This window comes from Mesorhizobium sp. WSM4848, assembly GCF_055811375.1.
The window spans coordinates 137,835-159,241 of sequence record NZ_JBVVPX010000009.1 but is presented as its reverse complement, the minus strand read 5'-3'; the positions used below and the strand labels follow the sequence as shown (position 1 = coordinate 159,241).

18 protein-coding genes are annotated in these 21,407 nt (G+C 61.4%); 11 read left to right on the top strand and 7 right to left on the bottom strand.

Translation table 11 applies throughout. From position 1 onward, the window contains the following. The first annotated feature begins 6 nt into the window (after positions 1-6). The 4 genes from nirB (at position 7) to AC0L16_RS11715 (ending at position 6,285) form a co-directional block, all read left to right on the top strand. On the top strand, positions 7-2,493 hold the full coding sequence (gene nirB / locus AC0L16_RS11730) for a nitrite reductase large subunit NirB (protein ID WP_473620862.1): 2,487 nt from the start codon (positions 7-9) through the stop codon (positions 2,491-2,493). Next, positions 2,493-2,828: a nitrite reductase small subunit NirD gene (gene nirD, locus AC0L16_RS11725; RefSeq protein WP_473620861.1), complete on the top strand. Its 336-nt coding sequence runs from the start codon at positions 2,493-2,495 to the stop codon at positions 2,826-2,828. Before nirB ends, nirD begins: the two co-directional genes overlap by 1 nt. A gap of 2 nt (positions 2,829-2,830) precedes the next feature. Beyond that, a complete protein-coding gene (locus tag AC0L16_RS11720; protein ID WP_473620860.1) occupies positions 2,831-5,698 on the top strand; it encodes a nitrate reductase in 2,868 nt (955 codons plus the stop codon). A gap of 101 nt (positions 5,699-5,799) precedes the next feature. Next, the gene (locus AC0L16_RS11715) at positions 5,800-6,285 is read left to right on the top strand and encodes a hypothetical protein (protein ID WP_473620858.1); all 486 of its coding nucleotides are present in this window, start codon (positions 5,800-5,802) and stop codon (positions 6,283-6,285) included. A 28-nt stretch (positions 6,286-6,313) separates the two neighbouring features. Here AC0L16_RS11715 and AC0L16_RS11710 read toward each other — a convergent pair whose 3' ends face one another. Then, the gene (locus AC0L16_RS11710; RefSeq protein WP_473620857.1) at positions 6,314-7,345 is read right to left on the bottom strand and encodes a hydroxyacid dehydrogenase; all 1,032 of its coding nucleotides are present in this window, start codon (positions 7,343-7,345) and stop codon (positions 6,314-6,316) included. Positions 7,346-7,610: 265 nt separating this feature from the next. Between AC0L16_RS11710 and AC0L16_RS11705 the strand changes: the two genes are divergently transcribed. Then, positions 7,611-9,047 (top strand): aldehyde dehydrogenase family protein, encoded by a 1,437-nt coding sequence (locus tag AC0L16_RS11705; protein WP_473620891.1) that lies wholly within the window; start codon positions 7,611-7,613, stop codon positions 9,045-9,047. Between the two features lie 206 nt (positions 9,048-9,253). On the opposite strand, the gene AC0L16_RS11700 is transcribed toward AC0L16_RS11705, so the two are convergent. The 3 genes from AC0L16_RS11700 to AC0L16_RS11690 form a co-directional block, all read right to left on the bottom strand. Further along, positions 9,254-10,594, bottom strand: coding sequence for a glucoamylase family protein (locus AC0L16_RS11700; protein WP_473620855.1), 1,341 nt, complete (start codon positions 10,592-10,594; stop codon positions 9,254-9,256). A gap of 51 nt (positions 10,595-10,645) precedes the next feature. Next, complete coding sequence (locus tag AC0L16_RS11695) at positions 10,646-11,398, bottom strand: SDR family NAD(P)-dependent oxidoreductase (RefSeq protein ID WP_473620853.1); 753 nt, start codon at positions 11,396-11,398, stop codon at positions 10,646-10,648. Between the two features lie 208 nt (positions 11,399-11,606). Further along, positions 11,607-12,536, bottom strand: coding sequence for a TIR domain-containing protein (locus tag AC0L16_RS11690; protein ID WP_473620852.1), 930 nt, complete (start codon positions 12,534-12,536; stop codon positions 11,607-11,609). 67 nt (positions 12,537-12,603) lie between these two features. Here AC0L16_RS11690 and AC0L16_RS11685 point away from each other — a divergent pair, with 67 nt between their 5' ends. Both AC0L16_RS11685 and AC0L16_RS11680 read left to right on the top strand, forming a co-directional pair. Further along, the gene (locus tag AC0L16_RS11685) at positions 12,604-12,879 is read left to right on the top strand and encodes a hypothetical protein (protein ID WP_473620850.1); all 276 of its coding nucleotides are present in this window, start codon (positions 12,604-12,606) and stop codon (positions 12,877-12,879) included. Positions 12,880-12,984: 105 nt separating this feature from the next. Beyond that, positions 12,985-14,247 carry an O-antigen ligase family protein gene (locus AC0L16_RS11680; protein WP_473620889.1) on the top strand — a complete coding sequence of 421 codons (1,263 nt, stop codon included), beginning with the start codon at positions 12,985-12,987 and terminating at the stop codon, positions 14,245-14,247. A gap of 135 nt (positions 14,248-14,382) precedes the next feature. Here the strand turns inward: AC0L16_RS11680 and AC0L16_RS11675 are convergent, their stop codons facing one another. The 3 genes from AC0L16_RS11675 to AC0L16_RS11665 form a co-directional block, all read right to left on the bottom strand. Next, positions 14,383-15,171, bottom strand: coding sequence for a class I SAM-dependent methyltransferase (locus AC0L16_RS11675; RefSeq protein WP_473620848.1), 789 nt, complete (start codon positions 15,169-15,171; stop codon positions 14,383-14,385). A 176-nt stretch (positions 15,172-15,347) separates the two neighbouring features. Next, entirely contained in the window at positions 15,348-16,556 is a 1,209-nt protein-coding gene (locus tag AC0L16_RS11670) for a polysaccharide biosynthesis/export family protein (RefSeq protein ID WP_473620847.1), read from the bottom strand. 172 nt (positions 16,557-16,728) lie between these two features. Then, the gene (locus AC0L16_RS11665) at positions 16,729-17,403 is read right to left on the bottom strand and encodes a sugar transferase (RefSeq protein ID WP_023796749.1); all 675 of its coding nucleotides are present in this window, start codon (positions 17,401-17,403) and stop codon (positions 16,729-16,731) included. 554 nt (positions 17,404-17,957) lie between these two features. Here AC0L16_RS11665 and AC0L16_RS11660 point away from each other — a divergent pair. From AC0L16_RS11660 to exoK, 4 genes are all read left to right on the top strand, one after another. Beyond that, positions 17,958-18,278 carry an exopolysaccharide production repressor exox gene (locus AC0L16_RS11660; RefSeq protein ID WP_473620846.1) on the top strand — a complete coding sequence of 107 codons (321 nt, stop codon included), beginning with the start codon at positions 17,958-17,960 and terminating at the stop codon, positions 18,276-18,278. Positions 18,279-18,700: 422 nt separating this feature from the next. Then, complete coding sequence (locus AC0L16_RS11655; protein WP_473620845.1) at positions 18,701-19,714, top strand: glycosyltransferase family 2 protein; 1,014 nt, start codon at positions 18,701-18,703, stop codon at positions 19,712-19,714. A 263-nt stretch (positions 19,715-19,977) separates the two neighbouring features. Next, positions 19,978-20,376 carry a hypothetical protein gene (locus AC0L16_RS11650; RefSeq protein ID WP_473620844.1) on the top strand — a complete coding sequence of 133 codons (399 nt, stop codon included), beginning with the start codon at positions 19,978-19,980 and terminating at the stop codon, positions 20,374-20,376. 145 nt (positions 20,377-20,521) lie between these two features. Then, positions 20,522-21,391 carry an endo-1,3-1,4-beta-glycanase ExoK gene (gene exoK / locus AC0L16_RS11645; protein ID WP_473620842.1) on the top strand — a complete coding sequence of 290 codons (870 nt, stop codon included), beginning with the start codon at positions 20,522-20,524 and terminating at the stop codon, positions 21,389-21,391. Positions 21,392-21,407 lie beyond the last annotated feature (16 nt).

Below are 21,407 nucleotides of genomic sequence, written 5' to 3'. Positions count from 1 at the left end.
TCAAGGATGACGCCCAGCGGCATTGAACTGGCTCAATCGACGACAACAGAGAGACTCGTCATCATCGGCAACGGCATGGCGCCCGGGCGGATGCTGGAGCATCTCTTCGAACAGGCGCCCGGTCGCTACCAGGTCACCATCTTCAACGCCGAGCCGCGGGTCAATTACGACCGCATCATGCTGTCGCCGGTGCTGTCGGGTGAGAAGGCTTTTGAGGAAATCATCATCCATGGCGACGGCTGGTACATTGCCAACGGCATCACCCTCTACAAGGGCCACAAGATCGTCGCCATCGACCGGACGGCGAAGACCGTTACCTCCGACCATGGCGTCACCGAGCCTTATGACAAGCTCGTCATCGCCACCGGCTCGGTGCCGTTCATCATTCCGGTGCCCGGCCACGATCTGCCCGGCGTGCTCACCTATCGCGATCTCGACGACGTCCAGGCCATGCTGCTTGCCGCCCAGTCGCGGGCCAAGGCCGTGGTCATCGGTGGCGGCCTGCTCGGGCTGGAGGCGGCGGCGGGCCTGAACGCGCAGGGCATGGACGTCACCGTGCTGCATGTCATGCCGACGCTGATGGAACGTCAGCTCGATCCGGCCGCCGGCTATCTGCTGCAGCGAGCTGTCGAGCAACGCGGCATCAAGGTCATCACCAAGGCCAACACCCAGGCCATAACAGGCAAGGGTAAGGTCGAGCAGGTGGAACTCGCCGACGGAACCATCATCCCGGCGACGCTGGTCGTCATGGCGGTGGGCATCAGGCCGAATGCGACGCTGGCGAAAGACGCCGGCATTGCCGTCAATCGCGGCATCGTCGTCGACGCCGGCATGCGCAGCAACGATCCCGACATCTTCGCGCTGGGCGAATGCGCCGAGGTCAACGGCATGGTCTACGGCCTGGTCGCACCGCTCTATGAGATGGCGCGTGTCGCCGCCAGCCAGTTGGCCGGCGACGAGGCCGCCGCCTTCGTCCATTCGGACACGCCGACCAAGCTCAAGGTCACCGGCATCGAGCTGTTCTCGCTCGGCGACTTTGCCGAGGGCGAGGACCGCCAGGAGATCGTGCTGCGCGATGCCGCCGCCGGCGTCTACAAACGGCTGGTGCTCAGGGATGACCGCATCATCGGCACCGTGCTTTACGGCGAGACGGCGGACGGCGCCTGGTTCAACGACCTCAAGAAGAAGCAGACCGACATATCGGAAATGCGCGACACGCTTATCTTCGGCCAGTCATACCAGGGAGGCGCCTCCCTGGACCCTATGGCGGCCGTTGCAGCCTTGCCGGATGATGCGGAAATCTGCGGCTGCAACGGCGTTTGCAAGGGAAAAATCACTGGGGCGATCACGGCCAAGGGCCTGACCTCGCTCGACGACGTGCGCGCTCACACCAAGGCGTCCGCCTCCTGCGGCTCCTGCACCGGGCTGGTCGAGAAGCTGATGGTGCTGACCATCGGCGACAAGTACAATCCGGCGGCGGTGCAGCCGATGTGCGGCTGCACCACGCTCGGCCATGACGAGGTCCGCCGGCTGATCAAGGCCAAGGGCCTGAAGACCATTCCCGCCGTCATGCAGGAACTGGAATGGACCACCTCCTGCGGCTGCGCCAAATGCCGGCCGGCGCTCAATTACTATCTCGTCTGCGACTGGCCGGACGAGTATGCCGACGACTATCAGTCGCGCTTCATCAACGAGCGCGTCCACGCCAACATCCAGAAGGACGGCACCTATTCGGTGGTACCGCGCATGTGGGGCGGCGTCACCAATGCCGCCGAACTGCGCGCCATTGCCGATGTCGTCGACAAATTCGAAATTCCAATGGTCAAGGTCACCGGTGGCCAGCGCATCGACATGCTCGGCATCCGCAAGAAGGATCTGCCGGCGGTGTGGGCCGATCTCGGCCAGGCCGGCTTCGTCTCCGGCCACGCCTATGCCAAGGGACTGCGCACAGTGAAGACCTGCGTCGGTTCGGACTGGTGCCGCTTCGGCACGCAGGATTCGACGGGGTTCGGCGTCCGCATCGAGAAATTCATGTGGGGCTCGTGGACCCCGGCCAAGGTCAAGATGGCGGTGTCGGGCTGTCCTAGGAACTGTGCGGAAGCAACCTGCAAGGATGTCGGCGTAATCTGCGTCGATTCAGGCTACGAGATCCATTTCGCCGGGGCTGCCGGCCTCGACATCAAGGGAACCGAGGTGCTCGGCCTGGTCAAGACCGAGGACGAGGCACTGGAGCATATCGTGGCGCTGACGCAGATGTATCGCGAGCAGGGCCGCTATCTCGAGCGCATCTACAAATGGGCCAAGCGCATCGGCATCGCCGAGATCAAGCGCCAGATCATGGACGATGGCGAGAAGCGCAAGGCCTATTTCGACCGCTTCGTCTTTTCGCAGAGGTTCGCGCAGGTCGACCCGTGGTCGGAACGCGTTTCCGGCAAGGACAAGCACGAATTCCGGCCGATGGCTTCGGTCGGCTTCGCGCAGGCGGCGGAGTGATGATGATGAATTGGATTGCTGTCGGCACGCTCTCAGACATTCCGCGCCGCGGCGCGCGTTGCGTCGCTACGCCTGAAGGCAAGATCGCCGTCTTCCGCACGGCAGAGGACCAGGTCTTCGCCATCGAGGATCATTGCCCGCACAAGGGCGGACCGCTCTCGCAGGGGATCGTCCATGGCGCGGCGGTGACCTGTCCCCTGCACAATTGGGTGATCTCGCTGGAAACCGGCAAGGCGCTTGGCGCTGACGAAGGTGCGGTGCGCACCATTCCGGTGCGGATCGAGGGCGAGCGTCTGTTCCTTGCGCTGGAAGCGCTGGCCAGTCGCGCGGCTTGAGCATGAAGATCGACGAAGCGCGCGAGGTGAGGACCACCTGCCCCTATTGCGGGGTGGGCTGCGGCGTGCTGGCGAAGGTCGCCGCGAACGGTGAGATAACCGTTCGCGGCGACCCTGACCATCCGGCGAATTTCGGCCGGCTCTGTTCCAAGGGCTCAGCGCTGGCCGAGACGATCGACCTCGACGGACGGCTGCTCTATCCGGACATCCACGGTCGCCGCACCGACTGGGACGAAGCGCTCGACCTCGTCGCCTCGACCTTCTCGCGGACCATCGCCGAGCACGGTCGCGACGCGGTCGCCTTCTACGTCTCCGGTCAATTGCTGACCGAGGACTATTATGTCGCCAACAAGCTGATGAAAGGCTTCATCGGCTCGGCCAATATCGACACCAATTCGCGCCTGTGCATGGCCTCGTCGGTTGCCGGCCACCGCCGCGCCTTCGGCTCTGACACGGTGCCGGGCAGCTACGAGGATCTGGAACTCGCCGATCTGATCGTGCTGGTCGGCTCCAATCTCGCCTGGTGCCATCCGGTGCTCTACCAGCGCATTGCCGCTGCCCGGGAAAAACGGCCCGACATGAAGGTGGTGCTAGTCGACCCGCGCCGCACGATGACATCAGATATTGCCGACATGCATCTGGCGATCGCGCCGGATGGCGACGTCGCGCTGTTCACAGGGCTGCTCGCCTATCTCGGCCAGCACAACGCGCTGGACCGCACCTATATCACGGCGCACACGACCGGCTTCGGGCAAGCCCTTTTTGCCGCTTCCGCGCTCGACCTTGCCGGCATCGCCGCTGCCACGGGCCTCGGCGAGGACGAGCTTGTCCGCTTCTACAGCCTGTTCGCCGCGACGGCGAAGACGGTGACCGTCTACAGCCAGGGCGTGAACCAGTCGTCCTCGGGCACCGACAAGGTCAACGCCATCATCAACTGTCATCTCGCCACCGGCCGTATCGGCAAGCCCGGCGCCGGCCCGTTTTCGGTGACCGGCCAGCCCAACGCCATGGGCGGTCGGGAGGTCGGCGGCCTAGCCAACATGCTGGCCGCCCATATGGAGATCGAAAACCCCGAGCACCGCGACCGCGTGCAGCGGTTCTGGAGCGCACCGACCGTCGCCGAAAAGCCCGGCCTGAAGGCGGTGGAGATGTTTCAGGCGGTAGCCGACGGGCGCATCAAGGCGCTGTGGATCATGGCGACCAACCCGGTCGACTCGATGCCGGACGCCGATGCCGTCGAGGCGGCGATCAAGGCCTGCTCGTTTGTCGTGGTGTCGGACGTATTGGCCATGACCGACACGGTCCGCCACGCCCATGTCCGGCTGCCCGCCGCCGCTTGGGGCGAGAAGGACGGCTCGGTCACCAATTCGGAGCGCCGCATCTCGCGCCAGCGCGCCTTTTTGGCCACGCCAGGCGAGGCAAGGGCCGACTGGTGGATCGTCGCCGAAGTCGCCAAGCGGATGGGTTTTGGCGAAGCGTTTTCGCACCCGTCGCCGGCCGATATCTTCGCCGAGCACGCCTCCCTGTCGGCGTTCGAGAATGACGGCGCCCGCGATTTTGACATCGGTGCGTATGCCGGGGTCGATGCGGAGACGTACGAGGAGTTGGCGCCATTCCAATGGCCAGCGCCGAGCCCAGGCACCCCCCTCTGGCCTGCCGGCCATCTCCCCCTCAAGGGGGGAGATCAGCTATCACCACGGCCTTCGCCAATCTCCAATACTGCAAGGGGAGAGCCGGCGCCCAAACTGCTAATCTCCCCCCTTGCGGGGGAGATGGCCGGCAGGCCAGAGGGGGGTGCTCAGGCTGAAAGTGAGAAAGACTTGGGCGTTCAGGCAAGGCGTGCCTCACCCAGTACCCGCTTTTTCGCCAACGGCAACTTCTACACACCCAATCGCAAAGCGCGCTTCATCCCGATCCGTCCAGTTCCGCAAACCCGCACGAACAAAAAATTCCCGCTGGTGCTCAACACCGGGCGCGTTCGCGACCACTGGCACACCATGACGCGGACGGGAAAAAGCCCGCGGCTGTCGCAGCACCTGGCCGAGCCGTTCGCCGAAATCCACCCGGCGGACGCGCAGCACTTCGGCATCGGCGATGCCGACATCGTGCGCGTCTCGACCGCGCATGGCGAGGTGCTGCTTCGTGCGCTGGTGACGGCGCGGCAGCGGCAAGGGTCGGTCTTCGTGCCGATGCATTGGACGGATCAGTTTTCCGCGCGCGCTCGTGTCGATGCGCTGGTGGGGGCCATCACCGATCCGATTTCAGGACAGCCGGCCTCGAAGAATGTTGCCGCCCGGGTGGAACGCTTCGCTGCCGTCGCGTTCGGCTTCGCGGTGCTTGCCGAACGGCCAGCCTCGATCGACGCCGACTATTGGAGCCTCGCCCGCTGCGCTGCCGGCTGGCGTCTCGAGCTTGCGCTGGAAGCCGACCGGGACTGGCCGGATTTCGCGGCTTCGCTTTTCGGGGCGGACGCGCTAAGCGAGACGCTCGCCTATCATGATGTCGCCGGCGGGCACTATCGCTTCGCCCGCTTTGCCGGCAGCCGGCTGACTGGCGCGCTCTATTTTGCGCCCAGGCCGGTCGCGGTGTCGCGCGGCTGGGCGGTCGAGCAGTTGAGCGCTGACCATGCCGATCGGCGCGGGCGACTGGCGATCGTGGCGGGGCGGCCGGGCGGCAACAGCGTCGATCGTGGTGCCGTTGTCTGCTCCTGTTTCGGGGTCGGCGCCAATCAGATCGCCGAAGCGGTGCGCGGAGGCTGCGTAAGCGTCGAAGCGATCGGCGCCACCTTGCATGCCGGCACCAATTGCGGCTCCTGCCGCGCCGAGATCAGGACCATCATCGAGGCGCGACGCCTTCACGCGGCGGAGTGAGGGGCTAAAAAGTCTGTCACGCCGGGCCTCGGCGCTTACCAGCAATTTACAAACCGTGGGCTACCAACGTCCTTATCCGATTCGTTCGGAGCAGGACCCTTATGAGCAAAGCCCTCACTTCATTCGCATTGGTGGCCATATTGACGGCTTTGCTGATGGCTCTCAGCCTGGCGGTGGCCAGGCATGGCTATCCCTTTGGTGCGATCGGCGCAGAACGCCTGGACGACGTCGCCGATGCCGGGACGTTTATCCCGCTCGCGGCCGTGTACTTCTTCAGCGCGCTGCTGATGATGACCCTGCCGATCAGGGTCGCCGGCATCGTCCTGACACATGCTGCGGATGCGATCTTCTGGACAGTCATCGTGTTGTTCGCGGCCATCATCGGCGGCCTCGCCGCCAGATGGGCTTTCGATCGAAGCAATGTCCTGCCGGCACTGCTGAATTGGCGGTTCCTGTTTGTCGTGGCCGTCGTCGGCTGCCATCTCTTCATGAACGAGCTGCGCCGCAATATCCTGTTGAGAAGCTTGTTCTTTGTCGTTTTCGCCGCAGCGACGCTCGCCTGCCTGTTCTGGTCGTTCACCATCTGAGAAACCTCGCAGCCGCTGGCCTGACGGCTCAGTTCTTGTCGACTGGCTTCGAGCGCATGCGCGAAACGGTCTCGCGTTCGGCGCGCTTCGAACGCATTGGCGGCAGGCCGCGGTCGATCAGGTCCATGTCTTCCAGCACCATGTCGCCCATGCGCTTGAAAGCGATGTCGAGCGCGCCGGCCCGGTGGGCGGAGCGCAGGAAGCCGGGCAGCGTGCGGACAGGATGGTCCTGCGCCAGCGGCTCTTGCGGAAACACATCGCTGGCGGCGACGATGTGGCCGCTGCGAACTGCATCCATCAGCGCCGGAAAATCGACCACGCCGGCACGGCTGAGCAGGATGAAGGCGGCTCCTTTGCGCATCCTGGCAAAGGCCTCAGTGCCGAGAAAACCCTGGGTTTCGCTGGTCACCGAAGCGACGACGAAGACGAAATCGCTACTCGACAAAACCGTGTCGAGGGAAGCCGGCTCGACGCCGTTCTCGATCAGGATCGACGGCGGCAGCCACGGATCGAAGACCTTGGTCCGCGTGCGAAAGCCCGACAGCAGCCGGTTGAGCGCACGGCCGAGATCGCCGAAGCCGATGATACCGACATCCGCGCCGGAGAGAAGCCGCGCCGCCCGGTTGCCCTCGCCGCCCCACAGCTCCTTGCCCTGACGAAACGCAAGATCGGCGTCGACGATGTCGCGGGCGAGGTTGAGCGCCATGGCAAGACCGAGCTCGGCCACCGGCTCGGCAAACACCATACCCGTGGTGACGACATGAATGCCGCGCGAAAACAGCGCTTCATACGGCATGTTGTTGATGAGGTTGCTCTCGACATTGAAGACACAGCGCAGCGCCGTCATCCTTTCCAGCGTCTCCGGCGCGATCGGCGGCTGGCCGACGATGTAGCGCGCCTCGGCGAGCACATCGTGTGGCAGGCCCGCGACGCCTTCCGGCGACGTTTCGACGATACGGTATCTGGCGCGGAATCTCGCCAGGGCCTCGGGCGTGAAAATCAGGTCGAGCGTGCGCGGCTCGGGCGCGCTGATCACCAGCGGCAATGCGCTCTCGGACATGGCGGCTTCCTCTTGGCGCGATCCGCGTCGCGCCGCACTAGAATCATGGTTTACCCCCTCGACGCCCAAGCAGGCTTGCGCGGCTTCGCCTGCTGGGTTTTTGTTTGTCGCAGGTTTTTATCGGAAAACCATCGGACACTTTTCCGAAACCTGCTTAGCACATGCCTGTCGAGGAGCAGAACTTTGCCGCTGACGGCCTTGCGGTGTGGCGGCCGGTGGTCCAGATAGACGGCAATCGAAGGACGACAAGGAAGACAGCGACATGATCCCGTTTCGAAAGAACCTCATCGATGGCGAGTGGGTGGGCGATGCCGGCTCCCGCAACATCAACCCTTCCAATCTCGACGACGTGGTCGGCGAATATGCGTCGGGCGACGCCGAGCAGGCGCGGCAGGCCATCGCGGCGGCGAAAGCGGCATTTCCGGCGTGGTCCCGATCGGGCTTGCTGGCACGCCATGCGGTGCTGAGGAAGGCGTCGGACGAGATCACCGCGCGGAAAGATGAAATCGGCCGGGCGTTGGCGCGCGAGGAGGGCAAGACGCTGGTCGAGGGTATTGGCGAAACCGTGCGGGCCGCCCAGATCTTCGATTTCTTTGCTGGTGAGACGCTGCGCCTGTCGGGCGAGCTGGTTCCAAGCGTGCGGCCCGGCGTCGGTGTCGAGATCACACGCGAAGCGGTCGGCGTCGTCGGCATCATCACACCGTGGAATTTCCCGATCGCCATCCCGGCGTGGAAGATCGCTCCTGCCCTGGCCTACGGCAACACCATCGTCTTCAAGCCGGCCGAGCTGGTTCCGGAGAGCGCCTGGATCATTGTCGACATATTGCACCGCGCCGGCCTGCCCAAGGGTGTGCTCAATCTCGTCATGGGCAAGGGTTCGGTGGTCGGCCAGGCCATGCTCGACAGCCCTGACCTCAATGCCATCACCTTCACCGGCTCGGTCGGCACCGGCAAGCGCGTGGCTGCCGCCAGCGTCGAGCACATGCGCAAGTACCAGCTCGAAATGGGCGGCAAGAACCCGCTCGTCGTGCTCGACGATGCAGATCTTGCCGTCGCCGTCGACTGCGCGATCAATGGCGCATACTTCTCGACAGGCCAGCGCTGCACGGCGTCGTCCCGCCTGGTCGTGACGGACGGCATCCATGACCGCTTCGTCGATGCGATGAAAGATCGCCTCGCCAAGCTGGTCGTCGGCGACGCTCTCGATGCGAAAACCCAGATCGGACCCGTCGTCGACCAGAGCCAGTTGAAACAGGACGAAGACTATATCGCCATCGGCCGCCAGGATGGCGCCGATCTCGCCTTCGGCGGCGAGCGGCTCGATCGCGAAACCCGCGGCTTCTACCTGCAACCGGCGCTGTTCACGGAAGCCACCAACGCCATGCGCATTTCACGCGAGGAGATTTTTGGGCCGGTCGCCAACGTCATCCGCGTCAAGGACTATGACGAGGCGCTGGCGGTAGCCAACGACACGCCGTTCGGGCTGACGTCGGGTATCTGCACCTCGAGCCTCAAGCACGCCACGCATTTCAAGCGCAACTCGGAGGCCGGCATGGTGATGGTCAATCTGCCGACGGCGGGCGTCGACTTCCACGTGCCTTTCGGCGGACGCAAGGGATCGAGCTATGGCCCGCGCGAGCAAGGCCGCTACGCGGCGGAATTCTACACTACGGTAAAGACCGCCTACACCTTCGCCGGCTAAATAAATCAAGCGGGACGAAATCGAACGGCCTTCCCAGCGTTGCTGGGAAGGGCGAACGTCTTCGTGCCCGACACAACAGCGACAGCTGGGCGCTAATGCAGGTCGCGCAAAAGTGTTCAGCGGTTTTGCGATAACGACATGCATAAAAAAACAACCTAAAGCGCGTCGCAGGAGGCCGGTCAAACGCGGCGCGCTTTAGCCGTCGTTCAGCGGGGGTCCTTGCGAGGAGTGCTCGCCGGCTGCGACAGCCAGCCGCCGCTGAACCCGGCCTTGCACAGGCCGCGACGGATATGCGGGCTCGACCGCATCAGGTCCCAGATCAGGCGCGAGCGGTGGTTTTCGATCATCAGCACGACGATGCCTTGGTCCAGTCCATAATGCGCATCCGATATCCAGCCGCTCGGCCCGAACTTCCGCCGGTTCGCCAGCGTCGGGTTGAAGCCGCTCGGCATCCTGAAACTGTCGACCACCTCAGGGTGGCGTTCTCTGAGATGGCGCAGCGCCGGCAGGCAGATTTCAGGCGCGAAGGGCAGCGATGCGAGATACGACCACGGAGCGATCGTTCCGTCATCGGGGCCGAACGGTGCGCCGCGCGCCACATAGCCGGAAAATTTGCGCGGCCGCCGCTCGATCCGCGCGCGGAATTTGCCGGGTCCGTCACCCGCCGAAAGTCCCCAAAGTGCTTCGCCGTAACCATCATAGCCAGAGGGGTTGTGCCGCGCATAGTCCCGGTGAAGGTAGGTCGCGCGGCGGCTGTTTTCGAAATAGTCCGAGTTCTTGTCCCGCATGAACGCATCCCTGATGCCATCGAAGTCAATCCAGGCATGCGAGAATTGGTGCATGAACAGCGGGCCGCCATAGAGCACGTCGTAGCCGTAGATGTTTTCCCACTGATATGTCGCCGTCCAGCCGGCATAGCTGTCGTCCGAGGCTGGCTTGTCGGGGGCGGCCATTGCCAGGATGTAAAGGATCGTCGCTTCGTTGTAGCCTTCCCAGCCATAACGCAGAAAACCGCTCTTCGGCTTCCAGCCCTGTCGCAAGGTCGGTCTGCTGCCTTGTATCCATCGCCAGTCGACGCGCCGGTAAAGCATTTCCGCCAGCTCGCGGATTTCGGTTTCGTCGTCAGTGTCGCCTGTGAAATAGGCGCCAGCCGCGAGCACGCCGGCCATCAGCAGCGCCGTGTCAACCACCGACAACTCGCATCGCCACGCGCGCAGGCCGGTCCGCATGTCGAGGAAATGATAGTAAAAGCCTTTGTGGCCGGTGACGTCGTCGCCATCGCCTTGCCGGCTGTTCCAGAAGAAGCGCAGTGCGGCAAGCGTCAGCTTCACGGCTGCGTCTCGCGCTATCCAGTCGCGCTCGACCCCGACAGGATAGCAGGACAGGGCGAAGCCGACGACCGCGATGCTTGCCGGCCAATTTGGCCGCGACGTGTCGGCAACCAGTCCGTTTTCCGGATTCACGGTTTCCAGAAAATAGCCGAAGGCGGCGCGCTGGAAGCGGTCGAGCAGTTCTTCGTCGGACAGTGGAGGTTCGACCCTACGCAAACGACGGGAACTCCAGTCTGGCGTCCGTGGGTGCAAAGCGTTCCAGTTGCTTCAATAGGTCGCCCGGCCGCCGGAAATGTCGAAAACGGCGGCCGTCGTAAAGGAACATTCCTCGGAAGCGATCCACGAGATCAGCGCCGCCACCTCCTCGACCTCGCCGAACCGCGCCATCGGTATTTTCGACAGCATGAAATCGATGTGCTGCTGGCTCATCTGCTGGAAGATCGCGGTGCGCACCGCCGCCGGGGTGACGCAGTTCACCGTCACCTTGGTCTTGGCCAGTTCCTTGCCCAGCGACTTGGTCAGGCCGATCACCGCCGCCTTGGAGGTGCTGTAGGCAGAGGCATTCGGGTTTCCCTCCTTGCCGGCGATCGAAGCGATGTTGACGATCCTGCCGTAATTGCGCTCAAGCATGTGCGGAACCAGCGCCTTGTTGCAGTAGAAGACGCCGTTGATGTTGATGTCGATGACCCGGTGCCAATCCTCCACCGAATAGTCCCAGGTCGTCATGTTCGGTCCGGTGATGGCCGCGCTGGTGACCAGGATATCGACCGCGCCAAGGGCTTCGATCGTCTGCCGAGAGGCCTGTGCGACCGCTACGGGATCGGCGACGTCGACAGTCACGCCGTGCAAGTCGGCAATGACAGCCTTGGCCTGCTCGATCTGGGTGGAGTCGCGATCCCAGACGCAGACGCGCCCGCCCTCTTCAACGATTCTTTGCGCGACGGCCAGGCCGATGCCTGAGGCACCACCGGTGACCACGGCCGATCGTCCGGCAAACCGTCCCACAAAACTCATTGGCATATGGTCTTCCCTCATTGCCCGTCCCGACGGGCGCTTGGCGGCACCGCCGGCGGCGAATGTGAAGTCAACGGCGGAGAAGTTCAACCCGGGGACTGCAGCCTCGAACAGGTTCATGGCGGGCCAGCAGCAGGCGGTTGAGAGCCGCTCTTGGCTACGACCTGTCCATTCGATGCTGCCGTCGCTGCAAGGCGACTTCCCCGCGCACAGTTCAAACGTTCTTGATCGACTTCCAATGGCTCAGCCGCTCCGCGATCAACTCCACGCGTCGCTGGTTGTCGCGTCCGTCCAGGATGCTCAAGTCCTCCGGTTCGGCCCGCAAGTAGACGCCTGAGGTGCGCGCGTTCAGTTTTGGCTGTGTGTCGGCGCGGGTGGTAAAGTACCCCGACGCGCGATCGGCGGACTCCAGCCGGATCTCTCCTGTCCCGTACAACTGCGACGCGTTCGCATCCAAGGGCCGTTCTCCATTCCAAAAGTAGAAGATGCCGGCAGGCTCCTTTCTCTCCTTTACCGCCTCGCTCCAGTATCTGGCTGACAGGCTGCCATTCTCTTGCCATGAGCGGCCGGCCAACTCCAACGCACCATCGCGGTCTCGCGCGATACGCAGGAGGCTCACGGCGGAAGGTTCCTTTACGGTCCGCTCCGACAGGGAAAACTGCCACCAAAGGCCCTCTATTCGGGCGACGCGGCCTTCATTTTCAATAGCTTTTCGCAGCTTTTGGTTGACCGCTCTCATCTCCGCGGCGGTCGTCGCTTCGCCATACCTCACGGATGTCAGGCCCAAGAGATCGCTTGGAAGCTTGGAACCGTTGGCATGAAGGATAAACGTTCGGCGCATTCCAAGGACTCCGCCAAAAAGGCCGGCTTCGAAGACGACATTGTCTCGCGGAGAAGCTTGAGCGGATACAGAAGCAGATGATGCTGGCAGGCTTACACTCGTCCAGTCGTCCTGGGCGAAGACGAAAGCGGCGAAGTCGACCTCACGCGTGAGCTCGAGGAGGCGCCCCAGGGTGGTTGTCCCCGGATTGAAGGATGTCGTCCAGGGTTCCACATGCGCGATCTCTTCAAGACCGCGTGTCAGCGCCTGCAGCAGTTTTTTCTGCTTCCCCGACGAGCCCAGGAAGATTCGAGGTTTGTCCATCCGTTGCTCCAACCCAGCAGATCTGGGACGACCAGCGCCTGCCAATTGTTGGTGTGGCCATCGTCTGGTGGTCCCCGAGATAGCGTACGCGGAGGGCCTCATTCATTGCAACGAATGCCGACTGCTATTTTTCGGTCCGGTGCTGAAAGAACTGCAAAAACAGTTCCGCGCGGAGGTGATGCCGAGCCTCTCGTTAAATGCGGCGGCGATGGTTTTTGACGGCGCCGAAAGCTATGCCCAGCCCTGCGCCGGGATGTTCGGTTCTTGCCGCACGCACCGTCTGTCGTGGCCTTTTGCCGCCGTCCCGGGGCGCCTTGGGACTGTTTTTGCCTCATTTGGGTGACACGCTGCGGGGGATGGGTTATATTGCACTGCACAATAGAAGCGTTCGCGCATGGCGCGGCGGCGAATCGGCATTGAACTGCATGGACGGGAATTCGCTACCGAGATGAAGATTCCAAAATCTCTGTTGGTCGACCCGGAGAAGAGCACGGTCTACGGCGCATTTGCTGTTGCCATCTCCATTTGCGCGTTCTCCTACTCCTCGGTTTTCGGCCCGATCCTGATCCTGGCCTATTATGCGGTCTGGCTTCCCCTGGTTCTGGTAGACTACCGGCGGCTGTTGCGACATGCCTCCAGCGCGTGGCTGCCGTTGGCGTTTGCATTCTATGTCTGCCTCTCGGTGTTCTGGTCGGATGCCCCCGGCATCACGTTGAGGACGTCAATCCAATATTGCTCCCATATCGCCTGCGCCTACATCGCCGCGCGCACCGTCAGCGTCCGGACGTTGACGATCGGCTCACTGATAGGGATTTTTGTCGTCCTGCTCTATTCACTCAAGGTCGGGGGATATTCCTATGATATGCTCGACGGGACGTACAATTTCGTCGGCGCATTCAGCTCCAAGAACCAGCTCGGCTTTGTCGCCTCCCTTGGCATCTATTTTTGCATTGTCTTCCTGGTCTTTCTCAGGCGCGGCCGGATAAGCTTTATCCTGACGGCGCCCATCTTCGTCCTATCGGCCTATCTTCTGATCATGGCGCATTCCGCCACCTCGACGGCTTCGATACCGGCAGTTCTCGCTCTGGTGGCTCTGCTTGCCATGGCCAAGAAGCTTCCACTCCGCTACCGACGGGTGATTTTCGTTGTCGGCGCATGCGGGCTGGTCGTGGTCACCGCGGTTGCCTTTGCAGGACTTCTGGATTTCGTCCTTGGCGCCTTCGGAAAGGATTCCACGCTCACCGGACGGACCTATCTCTGGGAGCAGGGCTGGGAAGCGGCGCAGCAAGCGCCGATCCTCGGCGTCGGCTACGCGGCCTATTGGGTGCAGGGGTTTGCCGAGGCCGAGCGGCTTTGGAACGAATTCTACATCACCACCCGAAGCGGCTTCCACTTCCACAACACCTATATCGAAGCCCTCGTCGAGCTAGGTTATGTCGGGGCGACGCTGATTTCGCTGATCATCGTGCGCACGCTATGGGGCCATATATCGGCCCTGATATTCAGGACATGGCAAGCCGAGTCGGTGATTCTTGGCGGCGTGATGGTGCTTCTGCTCATCCGGTCCTTCGTTGAGATCGACACCTTCAACCCCTACATCATGGGCTCCTTCCTCCTGTATTACAGCTACTTCAGGCTGGTCAGGGTGCATGTCGCCCGTCCCCGATGGACCGCGGCCGACCTCGCGGAACCAGAAACTGCGGGGCGCTAAGCAAAGGGCTAAAATATTACCCTGATTTTTGGTGCCGCGCACAAAAACGCCGCCTGACAGCGCCAAGGCCAAGCAATCATTTCATCTCACAGGCAGCAGGCGAGCCTCGCCCGCGTTGGGTTTGCTGCCTATTGATCAGGCCCTGAGGGTCAGGAGCGCATACCATGCGAACCGCTTCACAAAGGGAAGCGTCAAAAGTACTGAATCGACAGCTTTGCCAACTTTGTAGACGGTCTCCGAGATGGTTCGCGGCATCAGCGCGCTTCCTACGGAGCACAGGCCGAAATAGTCCACCTGGACATTGCTGAAATAGCGGCGGGCCAAAGCGAAGTCCGAAATTAGCAAGGGATGTTCATCAGCGGTGCGGATGAGGGGTGTCCGATTTCTGTAGGCATTCAGGAGCGGATTGTGTCCCATCGGCTCGTAGAAGGACGCCACGCCGTTCGGCTTCAGGACACGGACCACATCGGAAAAACACCGGTCCAGGTCCAGGTGATGGATGATCCCGCGTCCATACACCAGGTCGAACTTATTGTCCTCGAACGACATGGCTTCCGCATTCATCGTCAGGAATGTAGCGTTCGTGCTTCCAAGCGTGCTCGCCCGTTCGTTCGCCTTGTTTACTGCTACATCCGAAATATCAATCCCCGTCAGAGATCGGCAACGATCGGGCAGGTGCAGGGAATGCAGAGACCACCCCCCATCGGAGCAACCGTACTCGAGCACGTCTGCGTTTTTCGAAAGCCGTTTTATCTGCTCGTCTTGACGTTCAGCGCCGTGACGAATTGTTCGATACCACTTGTCCAGGCTTCCTCTTGGATCCTCCTCCTGACTGAATCTGAGATTGTGAAATTCTCTTTCTCGACTGACGATTTCGTCCCTTTCACTGTGCACGACAAAGTCCTCCTCGGATTTAAGTTGCAACTAAAGCACAACATCTCCTTGCGCTGCAATTACTCACGTCCCGAGTTGGCGGTAGGCCAGCTTGTCGGGGCGGCGAGCACAGTGTCGACGAGTTCAAGGTCGAACTCGTCCGGGTCGAACTCCTTGCAGATCGAATCTGTACGGCGCGCGGTCGGATCGGCCGATCGCTCCAATGCCTACTGGCTTGCCATTGGCACCAGCTTCACCTTGATCACGTCCCCAGGCAGCACGGGCGTATCTTCGCTGGCAGCGATTTCGCTGGTCTTGCCGTCGACAACCCGAACCAGGCCAAACGACATCGCTGGCTCTTCGCCGTCGCGATAGCGTTGTAGCGCCGGGCTCCCCGACATGGCTTCGGCCATCAGGCCGGTGTGCATGTTCATCTTGAGCATTGTTTCGCTGAGATCGGCTTCTGCCTGTTGCCGGCCGGTGGCGAGATCCGCATTCTGGGTGTTCTCCAGGTCGATGGCGTCCTGGTCGGCCTTGCTGATCGACTGCCTGGCGGTGAGGATAGCCGTTTCGTAATCCAGGATTTTTCCTTCCAGGTCGGCGATCGTTTGCTGCGAAGTCAGAACCCGAGTGTTGACGACAAGGCCCTTTTGCGCAAGCGAACCGATGCCGCTGAGCTGTTCCTTTGCCAGGTCGACCTGCCGCTGCTGGTTGACGATTTTTTTCTGCAGCGAATCGATCTCGCTCTGCAATAGCTTCTTCAAATCGTCGAGCGCCTCAAGGCGCAGTTTGAGATTCGTTTGATCGGCCGTCAGGATCGCCATCTCGTCGGCAACGATGCTTGCCAGCTTCGGATCCTCGGTCACCTCCTTCGGCACGTCGAATGTCGGCTTGTCGGCGATCTGCGCTTCGATGCGCGCGCGCCGAACGATCAGTCGGACCCGTTGGTCTTGGAGAACGTCAAACTCGCCCTTGGCGTTGATTATGTCGCGGGCGTACCGCTGTCCTTCGGGGGCCCGCCGGACGCCGCCGGCGATGCTCATCGCCCGCAGGACGGTCAGGCCGGGCACGTAGGGATACTGGCCCGGCGTCTGGACCTCCCCAGAAATGTAGAACGGCCTGTACTGTGCCATTTCGACGGAGGCTTCCGGCCGGTCCGCCAGAGCGAGCTTGCGCTGGAGCGCCTGGCTGATCGCTGCCGCGATCTCGGATGTGGTCTTGCCGGATGCCGGCATTTCGCCGACGAACGGCACCGACAATGTTCCAGACGGACCGACCGTGTATTCTCCGTTGACGGCCGTCCAGTCGCGGAACGTGCCTTCAACGGTCTGCCATTCGGCCACGCGGATGGTCAGCTTGTCCTGGGATCCAAGCCGGTACTCGTCGGCCGCGGCGAGTTGGGGAACGGCGAGCGCCAGCGCGAGGCAAGTGGTCATAAGCCGCATCCGTCGCATGCGATTGCTAACCGTGCCGGCCCAGGAGATGTCGAAGATGTTTGTTTTCAACTGTACGTTTTCCGATTCGCTTTAGCCCGGCCCGATGAAGCTTGCTGCAGAATGCTTGGCGCCTGGACAGTCACTCCTCCGCACACAACCGGCTCCCGGCCCGTCAATAGCAGCCCCGCGACATCCAGACGGCAGGCACGGTCTTGATGATAATGCGAATGTCCTCGAACAGCGACCAGTTCTCGACATAGTGGCGATCGAATGCGACGCGGCTGTCATAGGAAACGTCATTGCGGCCGCTGACCTGCCAGAGCCCGGTCAGGCCAGGGCGCGATTTCAGGTAATAGACGGCCGAACTGCCATAGATTTCGAGCTCGTCGCGCACCACCGGGCGAGGACCGACAAGGCTCATGTCACCCTGAAGGATATTGATGATCTGCGGCAGTTCATCGAGGCTGAGCTTCCTCAGCACGGCCCCGACACGCGTGACGCGTGGATCGTTCTTGAGCTTGCGGGTGGCTATCCATTCGGCCTTGGCTTCCGGGTTGGCGGCAAGGTATGCCGCCAGCACCTGTTCGCCATTCTGTACCATAGTGCGAAACTTGAGGCACGGGAAAATCCGTCCTCCCCGCCCAATCCGGCTGTGACCGTAGAAAATCGGGCCGCCGTCGGAAAACTTGACAAGCAGCGCGACCATCACAAACAGCGGACTGAGAGCAACCAGGCCAATCAGTGAACCGGCAATATCGAAGCTGCGTTTAAGCAGGCCGCCGATTGGTGGAAAGTCGATACCGGCCTGCGGAAAATTCGCGTCGGCCGGCTTGGCTACGTCCCTCATGCGTAAACTCCATACGTTGAACGGATGGTTTGCCGCACGATATCAAAAAAATGCTGCATCGCAACACACAATTCCTTGAGCGCCTGAAATAATCACGTCATGCATTGATTAAATAATGAACCGATCCTGCGCGAATTTTAGCCTTTTGTGGCGCGTTCGTGACAAATTATGGGCAATCTTGAAAAATTTAGTGCCTTTTTGAGGCTGATTTTGGGCGTATCGCTCTTTGTGCCGCGTGGTTGAGAAATATCGTGCTGTAGCTTTGTAAAAAATAGAGCGCTATTAAAGTAAAATACTGGTTAATATTGTTGCTCTTACTGGAGTGAGTCCATACCGGGTGATTGGTCGTGATACCAGCGTGTGCATTGCAACATGGCAGAGTCGATCCCCCGAACTTATCCAAAATAATTTGCGGTTGGCCTTGCCCGCTATTGCACACCTTAATAGAGTTGCAAATTGTTTCTGTCAGAGTTTGGACAGCGTGGGAAGGCCGGAAGCAACCGGCTAAAAAGCGGGTGGCCTCAACAAGCTCGCATGGCGAAGGGAGGCTCGGGGTGGTCAATCATCGATTTTTGCCCGAGCAGGTTGACGGGCTGTCGGGTATGTCGCTACCAAAATTCATTATTGGCATGATTTTCGCGATGGCGATCGTGGTCGCCTGGTCTTATCTCGACGGCGCTTCGCTAGGCACAACGCTTTTTCGCGCTATAGCCTGCGCCATTGTCATTCAACTGGGCTACTTTCTGCTCGTTTTCGCCATGGTTGCCAGAAATACCCCGACGTCGGCTGATAAGATTCGCGACGCCGAACGAAGGCTGAGTTCGACCGAAGCGGCCGATGGCGAGAAGTTCAGTGTCAGGAGAAGCCTCCACTGACCTGACGGCAGGTAGCGTCCAGGTCCCTGGCGGACTGCTCGCCCAACCGCATCCTGGGCAACCGACTTGCGGATTTCCCCCTTTCAGCCTCGGATCCTCTGACTCAGCCACCACTGCCTAAACTCTGTCGATCGACCTGGTGATCAGCGACTCGAGTGCGCTGACGCCCCATCCAGAATGGGCAGGGACGGTGTGCGAAGCGGCCCGCCTATCCGTTGGCATTTCACCGCCCGTCGATTTGCGCCATGACGACACCGAAAGGAAAGACTGGACGGACCGAATGATTTTAACGATGCTTCGCACTCGCAGCATAGCGCCGGCTGATGTTTCGTACAGCCGGGCAGTCAGTGAGAACGAGAGCTGCATTGGACATCAAAGGGGGAGAAAATTCGGAGCTACCTGTGCAGTCGAGAGGCGAATTGGTGACAGAACCGGAAGTCTGCGTGATCATCGCCGCCCGCAACGCGGCGCGGACAATTGCGGTTGCCATCGCATCGGCCTTGCGCGAGCCGGAGGTGGCCGAAGTCGTCGTCGTCGATGACGCCTCCACTGACGATACCGCGAAAGTCGCTCGGGCGGCCGACGATGGCAGCGGCAGGCTTTCCGTCATCCGGCTCGACGTCAACGGCGGTCCTTCCTTCGCCCGCAACGTCGCGATCGCCAGCTCCAAATCGCCGTTCATCAGCATTCTGGACGCCGACGATTTTTTTCTCCAGGGCAGATTTCGCGAGTTGTTCGCCAGCGCCGATTGGGATTTCGCTGCCGACAACATCATGATGATCAGGGACGATGCGGCGACCGACGTTTCGAAAATCACCGCTCCGCGGTTTTCGGCCGATCCGGAATTTCTCGATTTCGAGCGCTTCATCGAAGGCAACATCTCCAGTCGTCGTGTGCAGAGAGGTGAGTTGGGTTTCCTCAAACCGGTGATCAGCCGCGCTTTTCTGGACCGGCATGGGCTGCGCTATGACGAAAACCTGCGGTTGGGCGAAGACTATGAACTCTACGCGCGCGCGGTTGCTTGCGGGGCGCGCTTCAAGGTCATCAGGTCCTGCGGCTACGGCGCGATCGTTCGCGCGGATTCGCTGAGCGGCCAGCACAAGACGCAGGATCTTAAGCGTCTGGCCGACGCGGATCTGGCGCTGCTGGCGATCGACAGTTTGCCGGAAGGCTCCAAGGCCGTCCTCAGAAAGCACGAACGGCAGGTGCGCGACAAATATCGGTTGCGAAACTTCCTCGACGTGAAGAACGAGAAAGGGCTGACAGCGGCTGCGGCCTACGCCCTGGCCAGCCAATCCAATCTCATCCCCATCGTTCGCGGCGTGGCAGCCGACAAGCTGGATGCGCTGTTTCGCCGCGCCGGCTTTGGCCCGAAACAGCCTGTGCCGCCGCGGCGCTTTCTCATGGCCGCAACCAGCCCGGTCGGCGAGGCTTGAGCTGGTCCGCCGGCGCCATGCCGGTCATGTCAACAGGTCCTTACCCTGCCTCAAAGCGATGCGAATTTCCGATTCGCCGCACTAGGTGGTTGCCTACTCGCTTTAGGGATGGCATGTATGTTGCGGTGCAGCAATTTTGATTGGCTGTTTGAATCGGCCGAAAATGTCCGCCTGTCAGAGGAGCTGGACGATGCGACAAAAACTTTTTGGCCCGGCCGGGCACAAGGGATGGCTTAGGCCGGCTATGACAGGAAACTGAGCGCATGGCCTCGATATTTGGCTTCAGATCAAGGGATCCGGCTCGAGACAGGCAGACCGATGTCTCGCGCCTTGACCGCCTGGCAAAGCTGCTTGACCAGATCGCAGCCGAGATAGAGGCGGAGAAAAACGGGCTTGAGAATCGCTACCGGACAAAGGCCACCAACGCAGCCTTCCTGGTCGAGGCGATGGAAAATGGCGCGGCCTCCTCCAGCAGATCCTCCGAGGTCAGCGAACTGACGAAGTCGATCCTGAATTACGAGCGGCGCATCGCGGCGCTCGCCCGCCAGAACGAATTGATGAAGGATCTCCGGCATTCGCTGGATGCTATCTTCGACGAAAGCGCCCAGCCAAGCTCGACCACCAAGGCTGATTTCGCCAACCCGGCCGCCGGCGCGGGGTGAAATTTCAAAGATCCTGGGTGGCGCCACTGGGCAACAACCAGGCAACCGGGGAAGCTACCGGCAGAAGGTCAAGGTCAGCTCGGTTCGTCATGGTTTTGACATCGACTTTGGGTTGGGGGGGCGCACAGCACAAGGTGAGTTTGGTATGAACGCGGATTCGAAAAGCACGTCCACCCCAGCAACCGGCGGCCGGCCGTTCACGCACTTGATGAGGCAAGGGAAACTGAGGCAGCTATGTTCGGGCGGTGCGTTTCTGCTGGTCGCACTCGGCAGCCTGCTTGCGGGCCCGACCCCTTCCCGTTCGCAGGACATCCCGACTGCGCCATCGTTCTTCGATGATTTCACCAGCTTCGACCGGGCGCGTTGGTACATTGCCGACGGCTGGGCGAACGGCAAGTATCAGAACTGCATCTGGTCCAAAAGACAGGTCAAGCTTTCCAATGGCATGCTGACGCTCGGTTTCGAAAAGCAGAAGGTGAAGGATCGCGACTTTGCCTGCGGCGAGGTCCAATCCAAGCAGCGCTTCGGCTATGGCACCTATGAGGCGCGGATGAAAACCGATTCGGGCTCTGGCATCAACGCCTCCTTCTTCACCTACATCGGCCCCACCGATAAGCAGCCGTGGGATGAAATCGACTTCGAGGTGCTGACCAAGGACACCTCCAAAGTGCAGGTCAACGCCTACATCGCCGGCAAGGGCAATAACGAGAAAGTGGTGGATGTAGCTGGCGGCACCGACAAGGCTTTTAACGATTACGCCTTCGTCTGGGAGAAGGACCGGCTGCGCTGGTACGTCAATGGCGAGCTGGTGAACACGATCACCGATCCGGCAAAGCTGCCCAGCCATGCGCAAAAGATATTTTTTAGCCTCTGGGGCAGCGACACGATGAAGGAATGGCTGGGGCCGTTTTCGGATCCGGGTCGCAAGCTTACCTTGCAAGTGGATCGCGTCGCATTCACGGCGCTCGGCCAGCCATGCCAGTTTCCGGAATCGCTGGCATGCAGCATTAAGTAAAGACCAATCTGAACCG